This window comes from Moraxella sp. VT-16-12 (assembly GCF_002224245.2).
Taxonomy (GTDB): domain Bacteria; phylum Pseudomonadota; class Gammaproteobacteria; order Pseudomonadales; family Moraxellaceae; genus Moraxella.
The window spans coordinates 58,896-80,535 of sequence record NZ_NKHK02000005.1; the positions used below are offsets into that span (position 1 = coordinate 58,896).

Annotated in this window: 11 protein-coding genes and 1 pseudogene; 2 read left to right on the forward strand and 10 right to left on the reverse strand. The window is 49.8% G+C overall.

The genetic code is table 11. The features are described from left to right. Position 1: 1 nt before the first annotated feature. From CEW93_RS05740 to CEW93_RS05765, 6 genes are all read right to left on the reverse strand, one after another. Positions 2–511: a hypothetical protein gene (locus CEW93_RS05740; protein WP_089539494.1), complete on the reverse strand. Its 510-nt coding sequence runs from the start codon at positions 509–511 to the stop codon at positions 2–4. After that, complete coding sequence (locus CEW93_RS05745; protein WP_089539495.1) at positions 508–1,263, reverse strand: ABC transporter ATP-binding protein; 756 nt, start codon at positions 1,261–1,263, stop codon at positions 508–510. Before CEW93_RS05745 ends, CEW93_RS05740 begins: the two co-directional genes overlap by 4 nt. A 9-nt stretch (positions 1,264–1,272) precedes the next feature. After that, on the reverse strand, positions 1,273–2,274 hold the full coding sequence (locus CEW93_RS05750; protein WP_089539496.1) for an iron chelate uptake ABC transporter family permease subunit: 1,002 nt from the start codon (positions 2,272–2,274) through the stop codon (positions 1,273–1,275). Between the two features lie 8 nt (positions 2,275–2,282). After that, on the reverse strand, positions 2,283–2,810 hold the full coding sequence (locus CEW93_RS05755) for a hypothetical protein (RefSeq protein ID WP_089539497.1): 528 nt from the start codon (positions 2,808–2,810) through the stop codon (positions 2,283–2,285). Positions 2,811–2,818: 8 nt separating this feature from the next. Next, positions 2,819–3,808: an ABC transporter permease gene (locus tag CEW93_RS05760; RefSeq protein ID WP_370511939.1), complete on the reverse strand. Its 990-nt coding sequence runs from the start codon at positions 3,806–3,808 to the stop codon at positions 2,819–2,821. 201 nt (positions 3,809–4,009) lie between these two features. Beyond that, a complete protein-coding gene (locus CEW93_RS05765; protein WP_089539499.1) occupies positions 4,010–5,008 on the reverse strand; it encodes a siderophore ABC transporter substrate-binding protein in 999 nt (332 codons plus the stop codon). Between the two features lie 251 nt (positions 5,009–5,259). Here CEW93_RS05765 and CEW93_RS05770 point away from each other — a divergent pair, with 251 nt between their 5' ends. Both CEW93_RS05770 and CEW93_RS05775 read left to right on the forward strand, forming a co-directional pair. After that, on the forward strand, positions 5,260–6,345 hold the full coding sequence (locus CEW93_RS05770) for a YjgN family protein (protein WP_089539500.1): 1,086 nt from the start codon (positions 5,260–5,262) through the stop codon (positions 6,343–6,345). A 4-nt stretch (positions 6,346–6,349) separates the two neighbouring features. Continuing rightward, the gene (locus CEW93_RS05775; protein ID WP_186727906.1) at positions 6,350–7,354 is read left to right on the forward strand and encodes a M48 family metallopeptidase; all 1,005 of its coding nucleotides are present in this window, start codon (positions 6,350–6,352) and stop codon (positions 7,352–7,354) included. A 31-nt stretch (positions 7,355–7,385) separates the two neighbouring features. Here the strand turns inward: CEW93_RS05775 and CEW93_RS10985 are convergent. The 4 genes and pseudogenes from CEW93_RS10985 to CEW93_RS05795 form a co-directional block, all read right to left on the reverse strand. Continuing rightward, positions 7,386–7,505, reverse strand: a pseudogene (locus CEW93_RS10985) (UDP-glucose 4-epimerase GalE); the annotation flags it as partial. Between the two features lie 296 nt (positions 7,506–7,801). After that, positions 7,802–19,156, reverse strand: coding sequence for an Ig-like domain-containing protein (locus CEW93_RS05785; RefSeq protein ID WP_089539503.1), 11,355 nt, complete (start codon positions 19,154–19,156; stop codon positions 7,802–7,804). Positions 19,157–19,289: 133 nt separating this feature from the next. Further along, positions 19,290–20,324 carry a UDP-glucose 4-epimerase GalE gene (galE, locus tag CEW93_RS05790; protein WP_089539504.1) on the reverse strand — a complete coding sequence of 345 codons (1,035 nt, stop codon included), beginning with the start codon at positions 20,322–20,324 and terminating at the stop codon, positions 19,290–19,292. A gap of 35 nt (positions 20,325–20,359) precedes the next feature. After that, a complete protein-coding gene (locus CEW93_RS05795) occupies positions 20,360–21,640 on the reverse strand; it encodes a UDP-glucose 6-dehydrogenase (RefSeq protein ID WP_089539505.1) in 1,281 nt (426 codons plus the stop codon).

Here is a 21,640-nt window from a genome sequence, read left to right on the forward strand (position 1 = left end):
ATCAGCCTGACAGCTCTTTTAATCTTTTTATAAAATTATCATCGGCTTGGCTGTGGGGGATATAAAGCACTTGATTATCGCTAACCAATTTAATAAAACTGATGGTTAAAATTGGGTCATTATCATACAAGAACCAATGTTTTTTAACTTTAAAATCCCAATCCGCCACGATGGGATTTGTCATGCTGATTTTTTGATAAAGAAAATTTTTGCCAATCAATGTATTATCCATCACACCAATTTGTTGAAAAGATTTGACACCATAATTTTTCATTAAACATATATTTTCATACAAAAGTGGCAATGTAATCACCACAGGTGGCAAATAATAAGTAGCAATATTCAAACCAAACAGAGAAATGCTCCACGCATTTGCAGTAAACACATAATAAGAAAAAAAGCACACTTGAATTAAACAAAGCATTGTTGTGATATAAATTCTTTGTAGTCGCTTTTTAAAAACATGACTGATGGCAAATTCATAAAACACCGCTTGTTGAGATGTCATCATACCGTATCCACAATAATTGGTTTATCATTGTGCATCAAAACCGTTACATCCACATTATATAACAGCTTCATATTTTGTGCTGTCAATACGTCTTTTGGTGTGCCAACAGACACCACTTGACCGCTTTTCATCATCACCACCGTATCGGCAAATTGGGACGCTTGGTTGATGTCATGTAGCACGATGACCACCGTTTTGCCATGATTTGCCAGCACTTTCATCTGTCGCATGAGCCGTCCTGCATGATACATATCAAGGTTGTTAAGCGGTTCATCAAGCAAAATATAGGGCGTATCTTGACACACCACCATCGCAATCAGCACTCTTTGACGCTGACCACCTGACAAATCAGACAAAAATCGGTTTGCCAATGGCTCTAATTCAAAAGCAGTTATCATTTCATCAACTTTGTCTTTATCCGCCTGCACAGGTCTGCCCTGATGATAAGGGTAACGTCCAAACATCAAAAGCTCATGCACCCTTAGGCGACCTTGAATGTGGTTTTCTTGGGCAAGCATGGCGACCACTTTTGCCATGTCGCTGTCAGTGGCGGTGTTGATGTCGTGATTATCAAAACTGATGTTGCCTGATTGCAGTGGATTCATGCGAGACATCAGGCTAAATAACGTACTTTTGCCCGCACCATTTGCTCCGATAAGTGCAATGATTTGTCCTGTGGGTAGCTCAAAGCTGACGTTTTTTAAAATGGGTAACTCACCAATCGTGTGGCTGACATTTTGTACTTTTATCATCAATCGCCCCTACTGTCTTTTTGTTTTGTATTGTGTAAAAATAAGCAGCAAAAATGCCACGCCACCAAACAGCTCAATCACCACTTCAAGCACGCCTGCCATTTTAAACAAATGCTCAAACACCGCCTGCCCCACAATCAATGTACTGCTGGCAATGAGCGTTACCAAAATCAGTCGTTCACCATGAGCCATTTTGGTGCAAAAACGGTTGGTCAAAGCACACACAAGCAAACCAAAAAAAGTAACAGGACCAACCAAAGCGGTCGCCATAGACACCAATAACGCAATGGTTATCAAAATGCCAAGCGACAGCTGACGATACGGCACGCCAAGCGAGATGGCACAGTTTCTGCCCAGCAGTAGCACGTCCAAGGCAAAACGTTGCCGCCACACATAAATAAACGTTGCCACCGACAGCACCACAGCCACCATCAGCAGATTAATATTAACCGCCGTAAAACTGGCATAGCTTTGGGCTTGCACAGTAACAAATTCATCAGGATTTATCATGCGAGCCACCATATATGACAAACTGCGAAACAAAATCCCAAATATCACCCCCACCAAAATCAGCCGTGTCAAATCCTGATTGTGCTTGGTAAACAAAAAGCGAAACATCAGTACCGACATCACCATCATGACGGCAACTTCAAAAGCAAATTTACCCACCGAAGGCATGGTTACATAACTGACCATGCCCAAAAAAAACAACATCAGGCTTTGAATCAGCACATACAAAGCATCAAAACCCAACAGGCTTGGTGTCAAAATCGGATTGTGCGTGAGTGTTTGAAACAACATCGTGGACACGCCCACCGCATAGCCCACCACCAAAAAAGCGACCAGTTTGCGTGTGCGTAGTGGCAAAGCAAAATCCCAGCTTGTAACATTTAAGGTCAGATATAACACACAACCAATCAGCAAAACAAGGCTTGCAATGAGTATGGGGCGAGCAGTCAGCCGTGCCAACCACAACGATAAAAAATTAGGGGTAATATCTTGATTTGTCATGTGTCATGTTACCAATTTTGCAAAATAATTTCATCAATTTGCATGGGTTTGTCTGGCAAAACCAGCATGGGTTGCCAATTTTGCAAATCTGGCATCTGTCTGTCAAATACACCATCGCCCAAGCTATAAGCCATAGCCACCAAAATGCTCTGCGATTTGACAAAATCAGGTGATAGGGCTTGGACGTTTTGGGTGATTTGACGTATGATTTTTTCGTCTATTTTTTTATCAAAATCAAACCAAACACGGCTTTCGCCCTTATCATTCAATGCTAAGATGACAAAGCCTTGATTGACATAATCGCTTGGCAAGTTATCAAATTGGACATCAATGATGTTTTGTACATTACTTAAATGACGAGACAACAAAGAGGCTTCCAATACTCGCTTGCTCACAAGCTCATCAGGCTGTAACAGCATGACATACTGCATTTTATTTACGGTCATTTGTCTTGTTAAAGATGATTGTGCTATGTTGGCATGGCATGACAGCCCAAAAGTAACAAGCACTGCCACAAGAATGATACGCCACTTCATCACGCCCCCTATTTCGCTCTTGATAACAACCACAAAAACAGTGCCGACCCCAGCACGCCAAACACCACATAGACAGGAATCTCAAAAGGATAACGTATCACTCGCCCAATAATATCACACAATAGCACGCAAGATGAGCCAAGCAAGGCCACCGCAGGCAAAGACACCCGCAAACGGTCGCCCACCAAACGGCTGATGATGTTTGGCACAACCAGTCCCACAAAACTAATCGCCCCCACCGTAATCACCACCACCGCACTTATCATCGCCACCATGGCAATGGCAAGCCACATCACGGCATTTTTATTGACCCCCAAGTTTTTGGCAATGCCATCACCCAGCCCAATGATGGTCAGCCTATCTGCCATGACATACGCCATCACCGATAAAATGCCAACCAACCATAAAGTCTCATACCTGCCAGCCAGCACACTTGAAAAATCACCAAATCGCCACACTGACAACATTTGCACCGTCTCAGTTTGATATGCCAAAAACAGCGTCAATGAGTCAATAATCCCCCCAAAAACAATCCCCACCAAAGGTATCATCAAAAAATCAGTTGGTGGCAAGCGTTTAATCAGTTGCATAAATATCATCATGCCAACAAATGCCATGACGGTCGCCACGCTCATTTTACCCAGCATGGGCAGTGTTGGCATGTACAAACTTGTCAGCAAAATTCCCAATACTGCCGACTGTGTTGCCCCCACCATGGACGGCTCAACAAAGCGGTTTTTAAGCACCACCTGCATCATCATACCAGCAATCGCCATACTCGCCCCTGTCAATATCAACGCAAGCGTACGTGGCAGACGGCTGACAAAAAACAACTGCAAACTATCATCTGTGCTATCAAAAAGTTTCGCCCACGAAAAATCTGCCACGCCCACCGAAATACTGATGATAATAAGCAGTAGCAAAAGCACAAACGCACCAAGATTGACAAAACTTGGGGCAAGACCGTGTGGCGATAAACTCGCTGTCGTTGTGGTCATGAAGAGCATTTCCTTGGGTTTACGATGGGATTAAACACCCAACCATCATGCTAAAATGAATCTTTATTTTGGCGTTTTATTAACGGATAAGGCTTTAATAAATATGGTGATTGGTTGGCAAATCTTTATCAGTTTATCCTACAAACACACAAAAGGCGAATATCATGTTCATTCGCCCTTGATGTTCATCACCACAAAAGATTAGTTGGCAGATTTGGCATTAAATGCGTCTGCAACAATTTTGGTGTCTTTTAGCCATTGATAATAACCACCAAACGCCAAATAAGAATCTGGGCTGACATAGACGATTTGGTTGTTTTTGTAGGCTTTGGTGTTGTGCATGAGTGGGTTGTTTAACACTTCTTTGGCAGACACCCCTTCTTCACCAACAGCAGATGTGCGGTCAAGCACAAACAGCCAATCAGGGTCTACTTTTTGTAGATACTCAAAACTGATGGGCTGACCGTGGCGAGCTTCTTGGATATTTTCGTCCGCCATTGGAATGCCAAAGGTGGTGTGCAAATAGCCATAGCGGGAGTTTTTGCCATAAGCACTCATTTTGTTGCCGTTAATCAAAATCGCCAAACCATTACCCTTACCTGCAACGGCTTTTTTGACTTCTTCAATGGCACTGTCTATCTCAGCTTGGGCTTTGGTGGCTTCGGCTTCCTTACCAAAAATACGCCCAAAATCCGCCAGTTGCTGTTTGCTAGACTCATAAACATTATTGGTGTCAATGGTTAAATTATAAGTTGGGGCAACTTTGGCAAGCTCGTCTATTTTTTCTGCCATGCGACTGCCCACAAAAACCGCTTGGGGTTTTAGGGCGTGCAGGGCTTCTAAATTTGGCTCAAATAGCGTGCCAACAGGCGTACCATCTGGCGTGCCGTCCGCTTTTAGATTGAGCATGGCAATGCGTTCTGCCGTCATCTCCGCCGATGGCATTCCCTGTACCGCCACACCCAGCATCTTTAAATTTTGTAAAGCGGTCATGTCATACACAGCAATCGGCATGGGATTGGCGGTGATTTCTTGGTCGCCTGTGGCGGTTTTGATGGTCAGCTTGTCATTGGCAGTTTTGCCATCAGCAGAAGATTGGGGAGTGGTTTCGGCAGGGGTTTGGGTGGATTGGTTGTTGCAGGCGGTTAATGACAGCCCCAAAACAGCCACCAAACCCAAACTTAATGCGGTTTTTTTCATGATGTTTCCTTGTTAAAACTGGTCTTGTATTTTAGATGACCATCATACCACCTAAAACCAAATCATCGCATTATAGCAAAAGCAAGGTTTTTTTTCAATGGGAATGAGAATTTTTATATTTTAAAAACATTGTTTACCATAAAAACACAAAACCGCTTGTTTTTCAATCAGTTGCTAATAAAAAACGTTTTCTTTTTAATACATTTTTGATACAATGGCGAAATATTTTAGTATTTACAATCATTCACATCATGACCGACATCCATCTATCCAAAAGTACGCCACCACCCATAAATCCCTACCACACACCCCATCACGAGCCTAGTGTGCACGATTTTTATTTTTATGGCACAGGCACAGAGTATTTTAAAATATGGATTGTAAATCTGTTGCTCACCATCATTACGCTGGGGATTTATTCACCGTGGGCAAAAGTGCGTCGGCTGCGTTACTTTTATGGCAACACCCAAATTGATGGACAGGCATTTGATTTTACTGCCAACCCCAAACGCATTTTGGTTGGGCGATTGATTGCTCTTGGGATTTATTTGCTCATTACAGTGCTAGGGCGGTTCTCACCCGATGTGGCAGTGGTAGGCTCACTGATTATCTTTATCATCATGCCTTGGATTATGCGTTCTACCTTGCGATTTCGGGCAAGAAATAGCCAATATAACAACGTATCTTTTGCTTTTGAAGGCTCGCTTGGGTCAGCATATCTCATCATGCTCGCCTTTATCGCAATATTTTTTAGCAGTGGTCTGCTTACTCCTTGGGTGTGGTGGCTGTTTAAACGCTATCAGTTTGACAACACCTATTTTGGGCGATTAAAATTTAACTTCAACACCAGCATTTGGGACATTTATAAAGCCACGATTGTCCCCATACTGCTACTTATCATGGTATTTGTGGCAGGTGTGCTGCTATTTTTGGGAGTGGGTACAACTGGTGAGAATAATGACGCTGTTCTTGGCTCGGTTGTTTGGATAATGATTGGGGGGTTTTATTTTGCTACCTTATTGGTGCTGCCACTCATGCAAGGCTATATCCATCAGGCGATTTGGAGCAAACTGACACTTGGCGATAATGGGTTTGAGCTTGTTGATTTTAGCCCTTTAAAATTTGCACTTATCCAACTGACCAACTACATCGCCATCGTGCTAAGCTTAGGACTGCTTTACCCTTGGGCGGTTGTGCGTATGCACCGCTACAAAGTTGAAACACTAAGTCTGATTGCTTATGATAATTTTCATGCCATGACCACGCCAAGCGTTGAAAATGTCTCACCACTTGGCGAAGAGATTGGTGATGTGTTTGATTTTGATGTGTCGTGGTAAAAATATGATGGAACAACACACAAAAATTCGCTACTTTGATGGCAAAACCAGCACCGCTCATGTTGCTCATATCACGCCTGTTTATTATCAAGGCAAGGTAGATGGCTTTATTGTCAGCTATCTTGGGCATGAAAAACGCCATTTTAACAAAGACTGCGAATATTTACCTGCGGTGGCTGGCTCGCCCCATGTCCTGATGATGAAAGATGGGGCTAGGATAGAATTTATCGGCGATGTGCCTACATGGTTGGAACTTGACAATCATTCGCTATTTACCAAAATCTCACACATGGAAAATCGCTGGACGTGGATTGGTGCCAGCGTCATTGTGGTGTGTGTATTTGTGTTTGGTATGTTTAAATTTGCCATACCCTTGGCATCACACCACATCGCCCAACAACTGCCTGCTGATACCTTGATGACGGTGGGCAAACAAGCCGAAAGCTATGTGATGGACATGACCAAGCCTAGCACCCTACCCAAAGCTCGCCAAGATGATATTATCGCCTTGTATGATAAGCTAGATGGCAATCCAAAAGCCAAAGTCATCGTGCGTGGTGGGGGCGAGATTGGTGCAAACGCTCTTGCCATTCCCAATAATACCATCATCATCACCGATGAGCTTATCAAGCTGACTGATGATGACAACCAAATTCTGGCGGTACTGGCTCACGAACAGGGGCATTTGGTACATCGCCACAGCCTAGAACAAGCCATCAACAGTCTAGGTGTCAGCGCGCTAATTGTGGTCATCACAGGTGATATGTCTGATATGCTGTTGACCTTACCTGCCTTACTGACCACCGCCAGCTACTCCCAAAAAGCGGAGATGGAAGCGGATAAATTTGCCATTGATGAGCTAAAACGCCTAAATATTTCGCCCATTCATCTTGCCAATTTCTTTAAAAAAATGCAAGAAACAAACGGTGGCGATGAAGGACATTGGTCAATACTTTCAACTCACCCCCAGATAGATAAAAGAATCGAGCAAGCTCATCAGCATCAGTAAAACGCCAATTTAGCAGTTTTGATAAACATCATCAAGACGAATAACCCCTTGGATTTTGACTTTGCCAACGCCATGTGTCCACACACATACGTTCAATGTCAAACTCAGCCGTCCAGCCAAGCAAGGTTTTGGCTTTGTTAGTGCTGGCAAATACGTTCTATACACTGTATCATGTGCCAGCCAAGATTTATTGGCAACAAACCATCGGGCTGCTTCAATAAAACTTATCATCAATTCATTGTTTGTTCTCTGATGTCATCAGTAAATTTTTTAATATGGCAGATTGACCATACTTCGCCATTGCTTGCTTTTGCTCACACCATTTTGATTGATAAACACAAAACAATGATGTTTTTAGTTGTTATTTGTTTTTAATAAAACAGTCATCATTTATCAAGTGGTGAGTTGAAGTTGAATTTTTGGTTATCAACATGACACTGATACAAGCTAGATAATGTTGTTATCTTTATCCACATAGAATGGGTGATTATTATTTGTATCATCCCAATAGATGTGGCGGTCAAGGTCATCTTTTTTATCAGCTTTGTCATTAAAATCACCCAAACCATCATTATTATTAACAGCAACATCATTGTCTGCAATAAATAGCTTGTCTGTGGCATCTTCTATCAAATCAGACAAAGTGTTTTTAGTGATGTCAGCCGTGTGATTGCTTGAATTTTGCATTTGATTACCATAACTTTGGGCAGTTGTGCCACTCAAATCAGCCACACCCACATCAAAATTCATCCCATGACTGACCAAGCTTGATAAAGTTACAAAATCAGTAGTATCGCTAATATTTGTTGATGTATGGTCAATGCTACTAGTGGCTTTGTCCGCACCTTGCTTGGCATGAATGCTTATGGGGTTGCTTTGCATATTAAGCACATCAGCACCCAGATTTGTGCCATAAGCAGTTACTGCGTCTTGAATTGGTTGTAAAGCGGTTTGATTGCCAGCAGCAAAACCATCAGGCATATCTTTATCATTTTCAAGATTGTCAAGGTTAAGTTTAGACTTCTTAGCAAGCAAAAACTTGGTATCGGTAACACTTTTTTCTGACACAGCTACAATAGTTGCAGTTGCATCAACCAATAGCGCATGAGTGTTGGAGACGGTGGAGATGTCCTTACCATTACTGTCGTATTTGGCAACGATAAGATCAAGTTCACGCACAAAACTAGCACCCGCACTATCAGTAACTTCAATGGCAAGAGCAACCTTTTTTTCGTTAGCATCATCAATACTAATACCATCTTTCAGCTTTAACACACCAGCAACGATCTCGAAACGCTCATCGCTGACTCGATAAGTGAAGGTTTCGCCGGGGTCGGGGTCGTGCACGCCGAATTTGCCGATAACATGCCCGGGCGTTTCGTCGGCGATGTAGTTGCCCCGAACGTACGCCCATTGCGGGGCGTGGTTGGGCTGCGGGCTGCCGACGGGGTTGGTTTCGGCGCTGGTGACGCTCTCTTTTTCGTCTGCGCCGTCGGTAAATTCGACGTGCACGCTGATGCGCTTGCCGTTGTTGGCATCGGTGAGACGGTAGCTGCGGCTTGTGGCGCCGTCAATGGCTTTGCCGTCGGCCCGCCATTGGTAGCGCACGTCGGCGGAGACGATGTCGCCGTCGTAAACGTGGGCGGTGAGGGTTTCGCCGCTTTTGACCAGGCCGCGGATAAAGACGTCGGCTTTGTAGTCGTTATTGCGAACGATGTTGTTTTGACCGAGGTTTTCGATGCCGCCGCCTTCGATGAGCTTGCCGTGTTCGGTATAACCGTGCGGATAGCCGCCGCCGTAGATGGTGTTGTTTTCGACGACGATGTCGCGGCTCATGTCGTCCAGACGCAGTTTGCGGATGCCGCCGGTGGGTCCGCCGGCGACGTTGGCGTAGTGGATGGTGTTGCCCGCCACGCGCCCGCCTGCCAAACCGCTGATCCAGATGCCGTCGCTATTGCCGGTGAAGGTGTTGTCTTCAACATTGATGTTTTTGGTGACGGTGTCGGCATGGGCTTTGCCGTAGTTGGTGTCTTTGCGGTTGAACTGGCTACCTGAAACCACGACGCCGAAGCCGGTGTTGCCTTCGAAGCGGTTGCCGCGGATGTCGATGTCGGTGGTGCTGCGGCCGGGGTTGGGCTCGACGTCGATGCCGGATTGCGGCATATGGCCGCTGGTGTTTTTGAACACGGAATCCAGCACTTTCACGCCTTTGGCATCGGTGATTGACAGGCCCTGGCGGCGGTTGTTGTCGGCCACGACGTTGTAGAAGGTGACGTTCTGGCTTTGCGGATCGGCGCCGCTGTTGATGCCGACGTAGAAGCCGTCGCCCCAGAAGTCTTTGGCGGTCACTTTTTCGATCACCACGTCTTTGGAGGAGATGACGCGCACGCCGTAGCCGTATTGCCCGGTGAGACCCTTATGCTGGTCGCGTTCGCCGATCAGCGTACCGCCGATGAGATGGGCGTTGTCGGCTTTGTAGAAGGTGATGAGGTTGTAGCGCTCCTGATCGGTGGGAATGGCTTTGAGCACGGTATCGTCGGCAAGCTTCAAGATAACGTTGGGCTTCATCATCAGCCCGCTCGGGTAGTTGCGCGACAGGCTGTGCGGCCCTTGTTGCGCCGTGGCGTCAATCATATAGGTGCCGCCCGGCATTTCCACCACGCCGCCGCCCTGCTCGGCCACGGCATCGATGGCTTTCTGGACGGCGAGGGTATCGTCGGCCTTGCCGTCGCCTTTGGCGCCGTAAGCGGCGTCTTTGACATTGGCGACGAAATCCGTGGTCGGCTTGGGCACATGCACGCCAAGTTTGCCGTCCCCCGGTGGATTGGGAGCGGGCGGTGTGGGCGGGGTGCCGATATTGGGATTGTCTTTCACGGCGACGCTAAAGGGTTTGCTCAGTTCGTTGCCGGCGCGGTCGGTGGCAGTGATGGTGAGGTCGATATTTTGTTCTTTGCCATAGTCCAGCGTTTCTCCGCTTTTGAGCTTGAGGTGGCCATAGGCATCGATTTCAAAGCGGTTGTCGCTCACGGTGTAAACATGATCGTCGCCGCGGTCGCCATCCACGGTGCGCACGCGGCCTGCGCTGGCGCCTGCCTGGCCTTCGTCCACCAACAAGGGGCGGTCGGCGCGGATGTCTGTGGGCGCGGCGTTGTTGGTCAGGCTGTCGATGGGCAGGGTGGGTTTGCTCACCGCGGTTTCGGTTTGTTTGCTGCCGTCGGGGAATTCCACGCGCACGCTCAAAGATTTGCCGCTGTCTTCGGGGCGGATGGTGTATTCGCGGTTTGTCGCTCCTGCAATGTCTTTGCCCTCAATCTGCCATTGGTATTGGATGAACCGGGCAAGCGGCACGCCGTCGCCGTCTTCCACCTGGGCAAAGACGGTGGCGCCGGTTTTGAGCGCGCCTTTGACATAAACGGCGGCGTGGGTTTGGTTGTCGGCGGTGGTGATGTTGTGGCTGTCGACGCCAGTATTTTGCGCCTCGCTGCGCATTTTGCCGCCGTACATCACGTTATCGTGGATATGGACGTCGCGGGTGGCATAGGTTTCGATGTCGAAATAGGGAATGCCGCGGCCGTCATCGTGAATGGTATTGCCCGCCACTTCGCCGCCTTTGAGGCCGTTAAGCTTGATGCCGTCGCGGTTGCCGTGAAGCTGGTTGTTGAGGATGCGCACGTTTTCGATCACTGCATCGCCGTTGGCAGAAACGATGATGCCTTCGGCAGCGTTGTTTTCAAACACGGAATCGATGATTTCCACATTGGTCACTTTGCCGGGGACTTTCGTCTCGCCATCCGGACCGACCACCGGCGAATGCGCGCTGGGATTGGGTTCGATATCGATGCCAGCCTGCGGCGACACGCCGAAGGTATTTTTGAAAGTGGAGCGGATGACATTGATATTGTCGCCGTTGGTGATCGACAAGCCCTGGCGGGTGTTGTTGTCGGCGGTCACGTTGTAGAACACCACGTCTTTCGGCGTAGGTTCGCGGTACTTGTCGCGTCCCAGATAGAAACCATCAGTGAGGAAATCCTTACTGGTGACATTTTCAATCACCACATTGCGCACCGAATACATCAGCACGCCGTAACCGCTGCCAACCGCGCCACTGTCGCGCGTGCCCTGCAAAGAGCCGCCGAGAATATGGCTGTTTTCCACATCGCGCAGGCGGAAAATGACCGAATTGCTGCCCGTCTGCTGATTGATGTCGGCCTGCATCAAGGTATCGTCCGCCATGCGCACGGTGACGTTGCTGCGCAGATGCACGCCTTTGAGACCGTCAATGCGGTAAGTGCCGCCGGGAATATCCACCACGCCACCGCCCTTCTCGGCAGCGGCATCAATGGCTTTTTGGATCGCGGCGGTGTCATCGGTTTGCCCGTCGCCTTTCGCGCCGTAGGCAGCGTCTTTGACATTGGCGATGAAGTCGGTGGCGGGTTTGGGCACATAGACGCCGAGTTTGCCGTCGTTGGGCGGTGTGGGCGGATTGGGTGCGGGATAGTTGGGGTCGTCTTGGACTTGTAAAGTAAAGGTTTCGCTGTATTTTTCACCGCCTTTATCGGTGGTAGTGATTTCCAGGGCGATGGTTTTTTCCTGCGCGAATTCGACTTTGACGCCGTCTTTGAGCTTGAGGTTGCCCTGGGCATCGACTTCAAAGCGCTGGTCGTTCACGGTATAGGTGTGGCTGTCGCCTGCATCGGGATCAACGGTGGCGAGTTTGCCGATCACCGCGCCGGCCTGGTTTTCAGGTAGCCTGTCGGCAGAGAGTGTGATGTCGGTGGGGGTTTGGTTGCGGATGTTGTCCACCGGCGGTGTGGCGTCGCTTTCGGCGCTTTCCGTTTGCCCCGCGTTGTCGGTAAAGCTCACTTTGACGGTGAGGGTTTTGCCGCGATCGGCGGCACTCGGCGTATAACGCGCCGCCGTTGCGCCGCCGATGGGCACGCTGTCGGCCAGCCATTGGTATTGCACATTCGCGGCTTTGCTGGTGCCGTTGCCGTCATAAAACTGCGCGGTGAGTTCTTCGCCGTTTTGCGCGTTGCCGCGGATAAAGACTGCGGCTTTGAATTGGTTGTCGGCAATGGTGTTGCCACTGGTGTCGCGCGGCATGATGGTACCGCCGTAGAGGGTGTTGCCAGTGATCTCCACGTCGCGGGTGGGGCGCGGATCGGGGTTTTTCACGGCATGATAATCGCCGTTGTAAAGACGGATGCCGCCGGAGTCATGATGATGGGCGTCGGGGTCGATGTGGATGGTGTTGCCTTTGATGCTGCCGCCTTCGAGACCGCGCAAGATGATGGCGTCGCGCGGGTTGCCGCTTAATGTATTGTTTTCAAATACAACATTTTGCACGCGACTGCCCGCCGAGTTGTTCGCCACCAAAAAGCCAATGTGGTTATCGAGGAACTGGTTGCCGCGGATTTCCACGTTGCTGACGTCCTGCCCTGCATTGGGTTCAAGATCAATGCCCGCGCGCGGGTCGGTGCCATCGGTATTTTGGAAGATGGAGTTTAGAATTTTGATGTTTTTTCCGTGGGTAACGCTCAGTCCTTGGCGGCGGTTGTGATCCGAGGTGACTTGATAGACGGTAACGTTTTCGTTTTGCGTGGGGTGGGTGCTGTCTTTGCCGAGATATATGCCGTCGCCCCACATGTTTTTGAGGGTAACGTTTTCAATGGTGATATTGGTGGCGGCCATCAAGCGAATGCCGTGTCCAGCTTCGCCGTCGATGCCGGTGTGTGTCTCGCGATCGCCCTCCAGCGTACCGCCGATGATGTGGGCGTTGTCCACATTGCGGAAACGGATGAGATCGTAATGGGTTTCGCCGTTGGTGATGGCTTTCAGTACGGTGTCGTCTGTCAGACGCAAAATCACATGGCTTTTCATATGCAAGCGATTATTGACGGCGTCCACCATATAGGTGCCGGCCGGAATCTCGACGATGCCGCCGCCTTTTTCGGCCACGGCATCGATGGCTTTTTGGATCGCGGTGGTGTCGTCGCTTTGCCCGTCACCTTTGGCGCCGAACTCTTTGGCATTGGCGATGAAATCAGTGATCGGCTTGGGGACGTGGACGCCGAGTTTGCCGTCATTCGTGGGCGGATTGGGCGTGCCGGCAATGGGCAGGGTCGGCACTTCGTATTCGGTGGTTTCGCGCACGCCGCCGTCTTTGTCGAAGCTCGCTTCCACGCTGATGCGTTTGCCCGCGTCTTCGGGACGCACGGTGTAGGTCGCGGCGGTCGCGCCATTGATAGGCTTGCCGTCGGCGAGCCATTGATAGCCCAAGTTGCGCGGCGCGCCGTCGTCGTTGTGCACTTCGGCGGCAAGCGTCGCCCCTACTTTGTTTTCTCCGCGCACAAAGGCTACGGATTCAAAGATGTTGCCCGAAACGCTGTTGTTTTGCCCGGCATCGATGATGCTGCCGGTTTTTACGGTGTTGCCGGTAACGGTGTTGTCATGGCTGTTCGCGTTCAGCGCCAGCGAGTGCTGGCTGCCGTAGTACCAGCCTTTGCCGATGTCGCTGATGTGGTTGTTGGTGATGGTGTGGCCGCCGGTGTTGTTGACCACGATGCCCGCGCCGCCGGTTTTGATGGTATTGCCGTCGATGACAATGTTGCGGATGTCGGCGTTTTCAACGTCCGCCCTCTCCAGCAAGGCGATGCCGTAGCCGGTGTTGTTGTCGAATGTCGAGTTTTTGATGGTGACGTTGCTCACCTGTTGCTGGCTTTCCGGCTCAATGTCGATACCGGCCATCGGCGGCGTGCCGCCCTGTCCGCCGGTGTTTTTGAAGGCGGAATCCTCAATCAGCACTTTGTCGGCAGAGGTGATCGAAATGCCCTGGCGGCGGTTGCCGTCGGCAGCGAGTTGATAGATGGTGACGTTTTGGCTAGGCGTGCGCGGCAGGCTGCCGCTGTCGCTGATGTGCACGGCATCGCCCCAAAATTCGCGTGCGATGACCTTCTCAATGACCACGTTTTTGGCGCTGGCAATCTTGATGCCCGAGCCCCATTCGCCTTGGTCATTCAAATGGCTGTGGCGGTCGCCCCGTAAAGTACCGCCCATGATGGCGACGTTTTCGGCGTTGTAAATATTGAAAATATCGTAGTGCTTCTCGCCATTGGGGATGACTTGCATCACCGTGTCGTCCGCCATGCGGATGATGACGTTGCTTTTCACCTGCAAACCGGAAGTGCGAGGCACATCGCCCGGCCCGAGCACGCTGGTCGCCGCGCCGTTAATCATATAGGTGCCCGCCGGAATCTCGACGATGCCGCCGCCCTTGGCAGCCACGGCATCAATGGCTTTTTGGATCGCGGCGGTGTCATCGGTTTGCCCGTCGCCTTTCGCGCCATAGGCAGCGTCTTTGACATTGGCGATAAAATCAGTGGCGGGTTTGGGCACATAGACGCCGAGTTTGCCGCCGTTGGGGGCGGGGTATGTGGGATCGTCTTGGACGTTGAGCGTGAAGGTTTCTTGATAAGACGCGCCGCCTTGGTCGGTGGTGGTGATGTTGAGCTTGATGTTCGGTTCTTGGGCAAAATCGACTGTTTCACCGGCTTTGAGCTTGAGATTGCCCTGGGCATCTACTTCAAAGCGTTGGTCGCTCACGGTGTAAGTATGTTTGTCGCCTTGATCGGGGTCGGTGGTGGTCAGTTTGCCCACAATTGCGCCCGCTTGGTTTTCAGGTAGCGTGGTGGCGGAAAGGGCAATGTCGGTCGGCGCTTGGTTGGGTGTCGGTTGCGGTGCGGGATAGTTGGGATCGTCCTGCACGTTGATGGCGAAGGTTTCGCTGTATTTTTCACCGCCTTGATCGGTGGTGGTAATTTCCAAGGATATGGCTTTTTCCTGCGCAAATTCGACTTTGACACCGTCTTTGAGCTTAAGATTGCCTTGGGCATCGACTTCAAAGCGGTTGTCGTTTACCGCGTAAGTGTGGCTGTCGTTTGCATCGGGATCGACGGTGGCGAGTTTGCCGACAATCGCGCCCGATTTGTTTTCAGGTAGCCTGTCGGCGGATAAAGTAATGTCGGTGGGGGCATGGTTTTGCGGCGTGGGTGCAGCATCGATGACGAGTTCGAGGTTGGCAAGTTCGTTGGGGTTGTCGGCAAGATCGACAAAAGCATCATCGGCCACGGTCACGCTGGCTTTGCCTGCTGCGCCTGCGGTGAAGGTGGCAGTGAACGTTTTGGCATCCACTTGGCGGAAGTTGGAGAGCGTGCCGCCTTGGACGATGACATCATCAGCAGTGAAGCCTTTGACGGCTTCGCTGGCTTTGAAAGTGAGCTGGGTGCTGCTGCCGGGCATCAACATGGACGGCGTGGCGCTGATGGTAAGCGTCGGCGCGGTAGTGTCGGCAGCGGGTGGCGGCGGTGCGGGCGTGTCTTCGGTAACTTGGGCGGTGGCGGCGCTGGTCGGCGCTTCCAGATATTGTGTGCCATCGCTGAATTTGGCGCGCACGGTGATGGATTTGCCTTTATCCGCATCAGTCAAGGTGTAGGTTTGCGCGGTTGCACCGTCAATCGGGCGGTTGTCGGCATACCATTGATAGGTGATGCCGTCTGCGGGCAGTCCGTCGGCATCGGCGGCTTTGGCAGTGAGCGTGGCGCCCACTTTCGCTTCGCCTTCGATGGTGATGGTGCTGTTACCCAGATGCGGGCGGCCTATCCAGGTCAAATTACTTTTTAATAACGGGTTTAGCGTTTCTATTACCACGCCGTTGCCATGATAAGTACCCGCCGAATGCATGATTTTGCCGTTGCCGATGTAAATCGCCGAGTGGTAGACGTTCATGAAGAAGTTGCCGCCGGTACCTGCACCTTCGGGGTCTTGCTTGGAGAAGAAGAGAATGTCGCCGACGCGGTAGTTTTCTTCGCCGCCGCTCTTGCCGTTATAAAGGGCGACCTGGTTTTTCCAGTACATCCATTTGAGCTGGGCGTTGGCGCTGTAAGGGCCTTTGTCGCCTTGGGGTTTATCTTGGAAGTCGATGCCCCAGCCGTAGGAGGAGGTGTTTTGGTTGTTGGCATAGGTGGTGTCTTCGAATTTCCAGCCCGCCATAACCATATTGATAAAGGCCGAACAAGTGATGGCAAAGGCTTCTTTGCCACTTGGTGTTTTCACCATTTTGGGCGTACCCGAAACGTAAAGCGGCGTTTCACCATTGCCGTCCCAGACGAGTTTGTCGCCGGCATCGAGGTAGGTTGTCGCCACTTGCAGCATGGCTTTGGTATTGGCGGCGCTGTTTTCGACGGGCAGAGTGTAGTCATCAAGCTGCGGCAGGGCGTATTTGCCGTTGGCAAGGGGTACGGCGACGCGGTTCAACAGCCCTTGTGCCGCATCGGGCAGGGTGTCGCTGATAGTGTAGCGGATGCCAATGTTGTCGTTGACGTGGTTGAAATCGGTGATAAGCGCTTTGTCGTCGGCTTTGAGCGGCGCAGCCATGAGTTCGGCGATATTGGCGAAGACGTGCACATTGTCGCCTTGCACGGGAGCAGTGGCATCACTGGTGACATCTTCGGAGAAGTTTTCGCCGTCTTGATAGATGACGCGCACACTGATGGTTTTGCCTGCGTCTTCGGAGCGCACGGTGTAGGTGGCCCGGGTGGCGCTTGTAATTGCTTTGCCGTCGGCAAGCCACTGGTATTGCACAACGCCAGGTACGCCGTTGTCGTCGGTGATGCTGGCGCTGAGGTTTTCGCCCACTTTGGGCAGGCCGTTGATGACGACGTTGCCCGGCACGGAGAGCGGTATGCGCAGGCCGGTTTCAGCGTTCTGGTTGAAAGCGAGATCGGAAAATGCGCCGGCGGCAACGCGAATATCGCCACTGCCGACACCGGTGTAGGTAGCGGTGTAGGTGGTGGCGTCAACCTGGACGAAGTTGTCGATACGGCCGTTATTCACTTGAATATCATTGGCAGCGAAATTCTGCACGGGTTCGCTGAGTTTGAAGGTGAGCTGCGCGCTTTCGCCCTTGCCGGTGAGGAAGGGTTTGTCGGCGCTGATGGTGAGCACGGGGGCTGTGGTGTCCGGTGTGTTGTCGTTGCCGTCATTGAGACGTAATGTACCGCTCTCGCTGATGTTGTATTCGGAGGCGTTTTCCGCACGCACTTCACTGCCATTTTGCAGGGCGGAGGCGGCAATGCGGATGATGCCGCTTTGTGCATTCAGTGTGATGCCCGCAGGAGGATCATTTCTGAATTGCCAAATGTGGCGGCTGCTGTCGAAGTAGGATTCCATGCTGTGTGCAGTACCGCTTTCGTCGTGAAAATGCACGGTGAGCGCTTGCGTACCGGCTTGCGGCGTAATCACGGCGCTGCCTTTTTCACTGCCGGCTTCCAGTTGCGGCGGCGGGGGAGGATCGTTGTCGGAAATGGCGGTGACGGTGCTGTTTTCTTGCGCGTCAATTTTCGCGCCTTGTGCGTTGGCAATTTCCACGCGGAAGGTTTTGCCGTGGGCAAAGCTGTTGTTGTCCAGCGTGGGGATTTGCAGAGTGGTGCTGTCTTCTCCGGCGGGGATGGTAACAGTGTACGAGGTGGCCTGTACGTCGCTGCCGTTGCTCTTCTCATGTACGACGTGCACGGTGAGGGTGATTGCCTGCTGGGCGGGTTTATCGAGCACCAGATTGTAAGCGGCGGACTGCCCTTCTACAACTGCCACATCACCGCGCAGTGAAACCGTCGGCACATCGGCGGGCAGCGGCGGTGCATCTTTAATGGACAAAGCAAGTTCGGAAGCCTTGTCATTCTGGTTCCACGCCAGATCGGAGAATGTGCCGGGGGCGACGGTGAGGCTTGCCTGCCCAGCTTTGTCTGCGGTGTAGGTGGCGGTGTAGGTGGTGTCGTCGACTTTGGTAAAGCCGCTGAGCGAGCCATTTTTGACAACAACATCATTGCTCTCGAAATTCTGCACGGGTTCGCTGACCTTGAAGGTCACCAGCGTGCTTTCTCCAGCGAGCAGATCGCTTTTGGCAATGCTGATGGTCAGGGTCGGCGGGGTGGTGTCAGCAGGTTCGGCAATAGGTGCAGTAGCGATACTGACAAGCTTCTCAATATTACCTGCATTATCCTTATAAGTGGCTTGAACACTGATGGTGGCATCTTTGTCATCCATGATAAGAACATAAGTGTTGCCCGTTGCCCCCTGAATGGCTTGCCCACCTCTAAACCACTGGTAAGCGATAGAATTTGGGACACCATCACCATCAGCAACCGTAGCAGTTAGGGTTTGACCAACTTTAAGGGCGCCTTGTATGTTAATGACACCCACTTGATTGAGCTGGGGAGCCGGCTGAATATCATCACTTATGCCATTTCGGTGATCTTTGGCATAATCTTTTAGGGCAACGCCAGCACCGGCAACAGCAAATGCACCAACAGCAAAAGGAGTGAGACTTATTTGCGTTGAGATGGCACTAGAAACCCACCAAGGGCTAGGCATGGCAAAACCACCCAAGGCATGACCTTGAATGGCGTTATCATCCAAATTAGTAATATAATCAACAACTTCGGCGCTATCAGGAATATAGTAATAATATTGACTGTTTTCAGCAAAACCGACAAGTCCAGTATCATCATAATTATAAAAGCCTTCAATGATCACATCAGGGCTGTGTGCCATATCATAAGTATAGATATGCAAATCTTTACCCCGACGCTGAGCAATGATGTAGTCAGGAGCATGATTGGTTTGGGGATTTAATAGTTCATAATTAACCTGCGGAATGGCTCGAATGATGTGGGGAGTATTCGCTCTTGTGGGAATGGTTTGACTGTGGATTAAGGCTTGATTATTGTGAATGTTAATGGTGAGCATGGGGCAACCTTAATTAATATTTTGGCAATATACTTATTGTATTACTGCAAGAATCATGCCTTTATCAAGTGGATTCACCCACCGTCAACACCTTTAAATATCAGGATTTAAGCGTTTTTGCCTAGGTCTAGGTCTAGTTTGAATGATAACCCTGTGGATTTTGACTCTGCCAACGCCATGTGTCCACACACATACGTTCAATGTCAAACTCAGCCGTCCAACCAAGCAAGGTCTTGGCCTTATCAGCACTGGCATAACATGTGGCAATATCCCCTGCTCGTCTTGGAGCAATCACATAAGGCACGTTTTGACCAGTGGTGCTGACAAAGGCACCAACTAGCTCTAACACACTGGTGCCATGTCCTGTGCCCAAATTTATCGGCTCAAAGCCAAAGGCAGACGTTTGTTTGGCGATATATTCAAGCGCCTTAACATGCCCTTTTGCCAAATCCACCACATGAATATAATCACGCACCCCCGTGCCATCAGGCGTGTCATAATCATCGCCAAACACAGAGAGTTTTTCAAGTTTGCCCACCGCCACCTGCGAGATATAAGGCATTAAGTTGTTGGGAATGTCGCTTGGGTCTTCGCCAATGGTGCCTGATGCGTCCGCCCCAATGGGATTAAAATAACGCAAGCTGATGATGTTCCATGATGGCACACGCTCCGATTTTGCCAAGTCTTCTAAAACATACTCCACTGTGAGCTTGGACTGCCCATAGGGGTTAGTGCAAGAGCGTCTGGCGGTCTCCACAATCGGCAACATCTCAGGGTCGCCATACACGGTGGCTGATGATGAAAAGATGAAGTTTTTGACACCAAAGTCTGTCATCACTTCTAAAAGATTGAGCGTGCCTGATACATTGTTTTGGTAGTATTTTAAGGGCTTTGCCACGCTTTCGCCCACCGCTTTTAAACCAGCAAAATGTATCACCCCAAAAAACTCATGCTCGGTAAATACTTGGGTTAGGTGCGTTTTGTCTAGCACATCACCCTTAATAAAGGCGATTTTTTGATCAACAATCTGCTCCACTCGCTCTATCGCCACAGGGCTAGAATTGGATAAATTGTCATACACCACTGGCTCAAAGCCTAATTTGATAAGCTCAATCAACGTATGTGAGCCAATATAACCCGCCCCACCTGTTACTAAAATTTTTTTCATGGTTATCCCCTTGTCCGTTTGCGTGGGCTGGCGTGTCAATTTTTTCGCCCAATACCAATATAATCGCCCGTCAAGCACGCCACATCATCATCAGATAAGATATTTTTGGCATCAAAGATTGGCACGCTTGCTTTATTTAACTCATGAACGTCAGGTTTAGCCAGCCCTGACCAGTTAATGATAAACAAACCATCAACATCTGCCAAGGCTTGATATGGATCATCTGTCAGATGAAATAGCGGCTCATCGCCATAACGTGCCTTTAACTCAAAGGTGGTTTGATTGGCATAAACCACTGTCTTGATTTGATACGACCACAACAGTGCCAATAGTGGGTGAATGGCACTGCCTGTGCTAATCCCTGCCCCACTACGATAGCCCGCCCCCCAAATCAGCACTGTTTTATGCTCAATAAAGCCATTAAAATATCGCCAAAATTTACGAAAAATCAGCTCTTTTTGATCTTCGTTAATTTGCATCACCGCATCAAGCACATGCGATTTGACCGCTTGGTCATCAAATTGGTGTTTTAATAAGTCAAGCTCACTCGGCAAACTTTTGCCACCAAAACCCCAGCCTGCCCCCAAATAGCTATGTCCCACACGGCTGTCCGAGCCTATGATGCGTTCTATGTCTTTGATGTTGATGTTTTCTTTATCAGCAAGACGTGCCATTTCATTCATAAACGACAAACGTGTGGCAAGCTGTGCCATGATGGCGGCACGGGCAAACTCTATGGTCTTGATGGGGGCGATTTGATGGGTTGTTGCTTGGGATTTTAAAAAGGAGAGTATCTCACATTGCCCCACGCTGTTTGGGGTTTTTTCGCCAATCAGCACCAAGTCCGCTTGATAAAAACTGCTAAAATTTGCTCCATCTTTCATAAACACAAAGGGCAAATAATACACCCATTTACTAATGAATTTATCGGCAAATTGTTGTATGCGACCCATCGCCCCAATGCCACTAATAATGACTTGGGTGTGTGGGTTATCCACAATTTTGGCAATCAACGCCAGCTCATCACAAGTGCTATGCTCGTCAATAAACACCCATAATAGCTTGCCTTGGGCGTTTTGACAAAACGCAATCACTTCATCACGATGGTGTTTGGGATAGGTGGTGATTTTGTCCTGACGATAAAGCGACCAAAGTGCGTGGATTTGGCGGTCAAACTGATAATGTGCCAAAGTATCATCAAGGGCATCAGGCAAGGCTAAAAAATGTACGGCTTTATGCAAACTGGCAAGCAAAATCCCTGCGTTAATCGCTTCATGATTTGCCCCAATGATATAAATGTCGTGATAATTTTTCAT

Bases quoted from the DNA above. Each gene is read 5' to 3' on its own strand.
- CEW93_RS05740 (WP_089539494.1), bottom strand. From the start codon at position 511: ATGATGACATCTCAACAAGCGGTGTTTTATGAATTTGCCATCAGTCAT.
- CEW93_RS05745 (WP_089539495.1), bottom strand. From the start codon at position 1,263: ATGATAAAAGTACAAAATGTCAGCCACACGATTGGTGAGTTACCCATT.
- CEW93_RS05750 (WP_089539496.1), bottom strand. From the start codon at position 2,274: ATGACAAATCAAGATATTACCCCTAATTTTTTATCGTTGTGGTTGGCA.
- CEW93_RS05755 (WP_089539497.1), bottom strand. From the start codon at position 2,810: ATGAAGTGGCGTATCATTCTTGTGGCAGTGCTTGTTACTTTTGGGCTG.
- CEW93_RS05760 (WP_370511939.1), bottom strand. From the start codon at position 3,808: ATGACCACAACGACAGCGAGTTTATCGCCACACGGTCTTGCCCCAAGT.
- CEW93_RS05765 (WP_089539499.1), bottom strand. From the start codon at position 5,008: ATGAAAAAAACCGCATTAAGTTTGGGTTTGGTGGCTGTTTTGGGGCTG.
- CEW93_RS05770 (WP_089539500.1), top strand. From the start codon at position 5,260: ATGACCGACATCCATCTATCCAAAAGTACGCCACCACCCATAAATCCC.
- CEW93_RS05775 (WP_186727906.1), top strand. From the start codon at position 6,350: ATGATGGAACAACACACAAAAATTCGCTACTTTGATGGCAAAACCAGC.
- CEW93_RS05785 (WP_089539503.1), bottom strand. From the start codon at position 19,156: ATGCTCACCATTAACATTCACAATAATCAAGCCTTAATCCACAGTCAA.
- galE (WP_089539504.1), bottom strand. From the start codon at position 20,324: ATGAAAAAAATTTTAGTAACAGGTGGGGCGGGTTATATTGGCTCACAT.
- CEW93_RS05795 (WP_089539505.1), bottom strand. From the start codon at position 21,640: ATGAAAAATTATCACGACATTTATATCATTGGGGCAAATCATGAAGCG.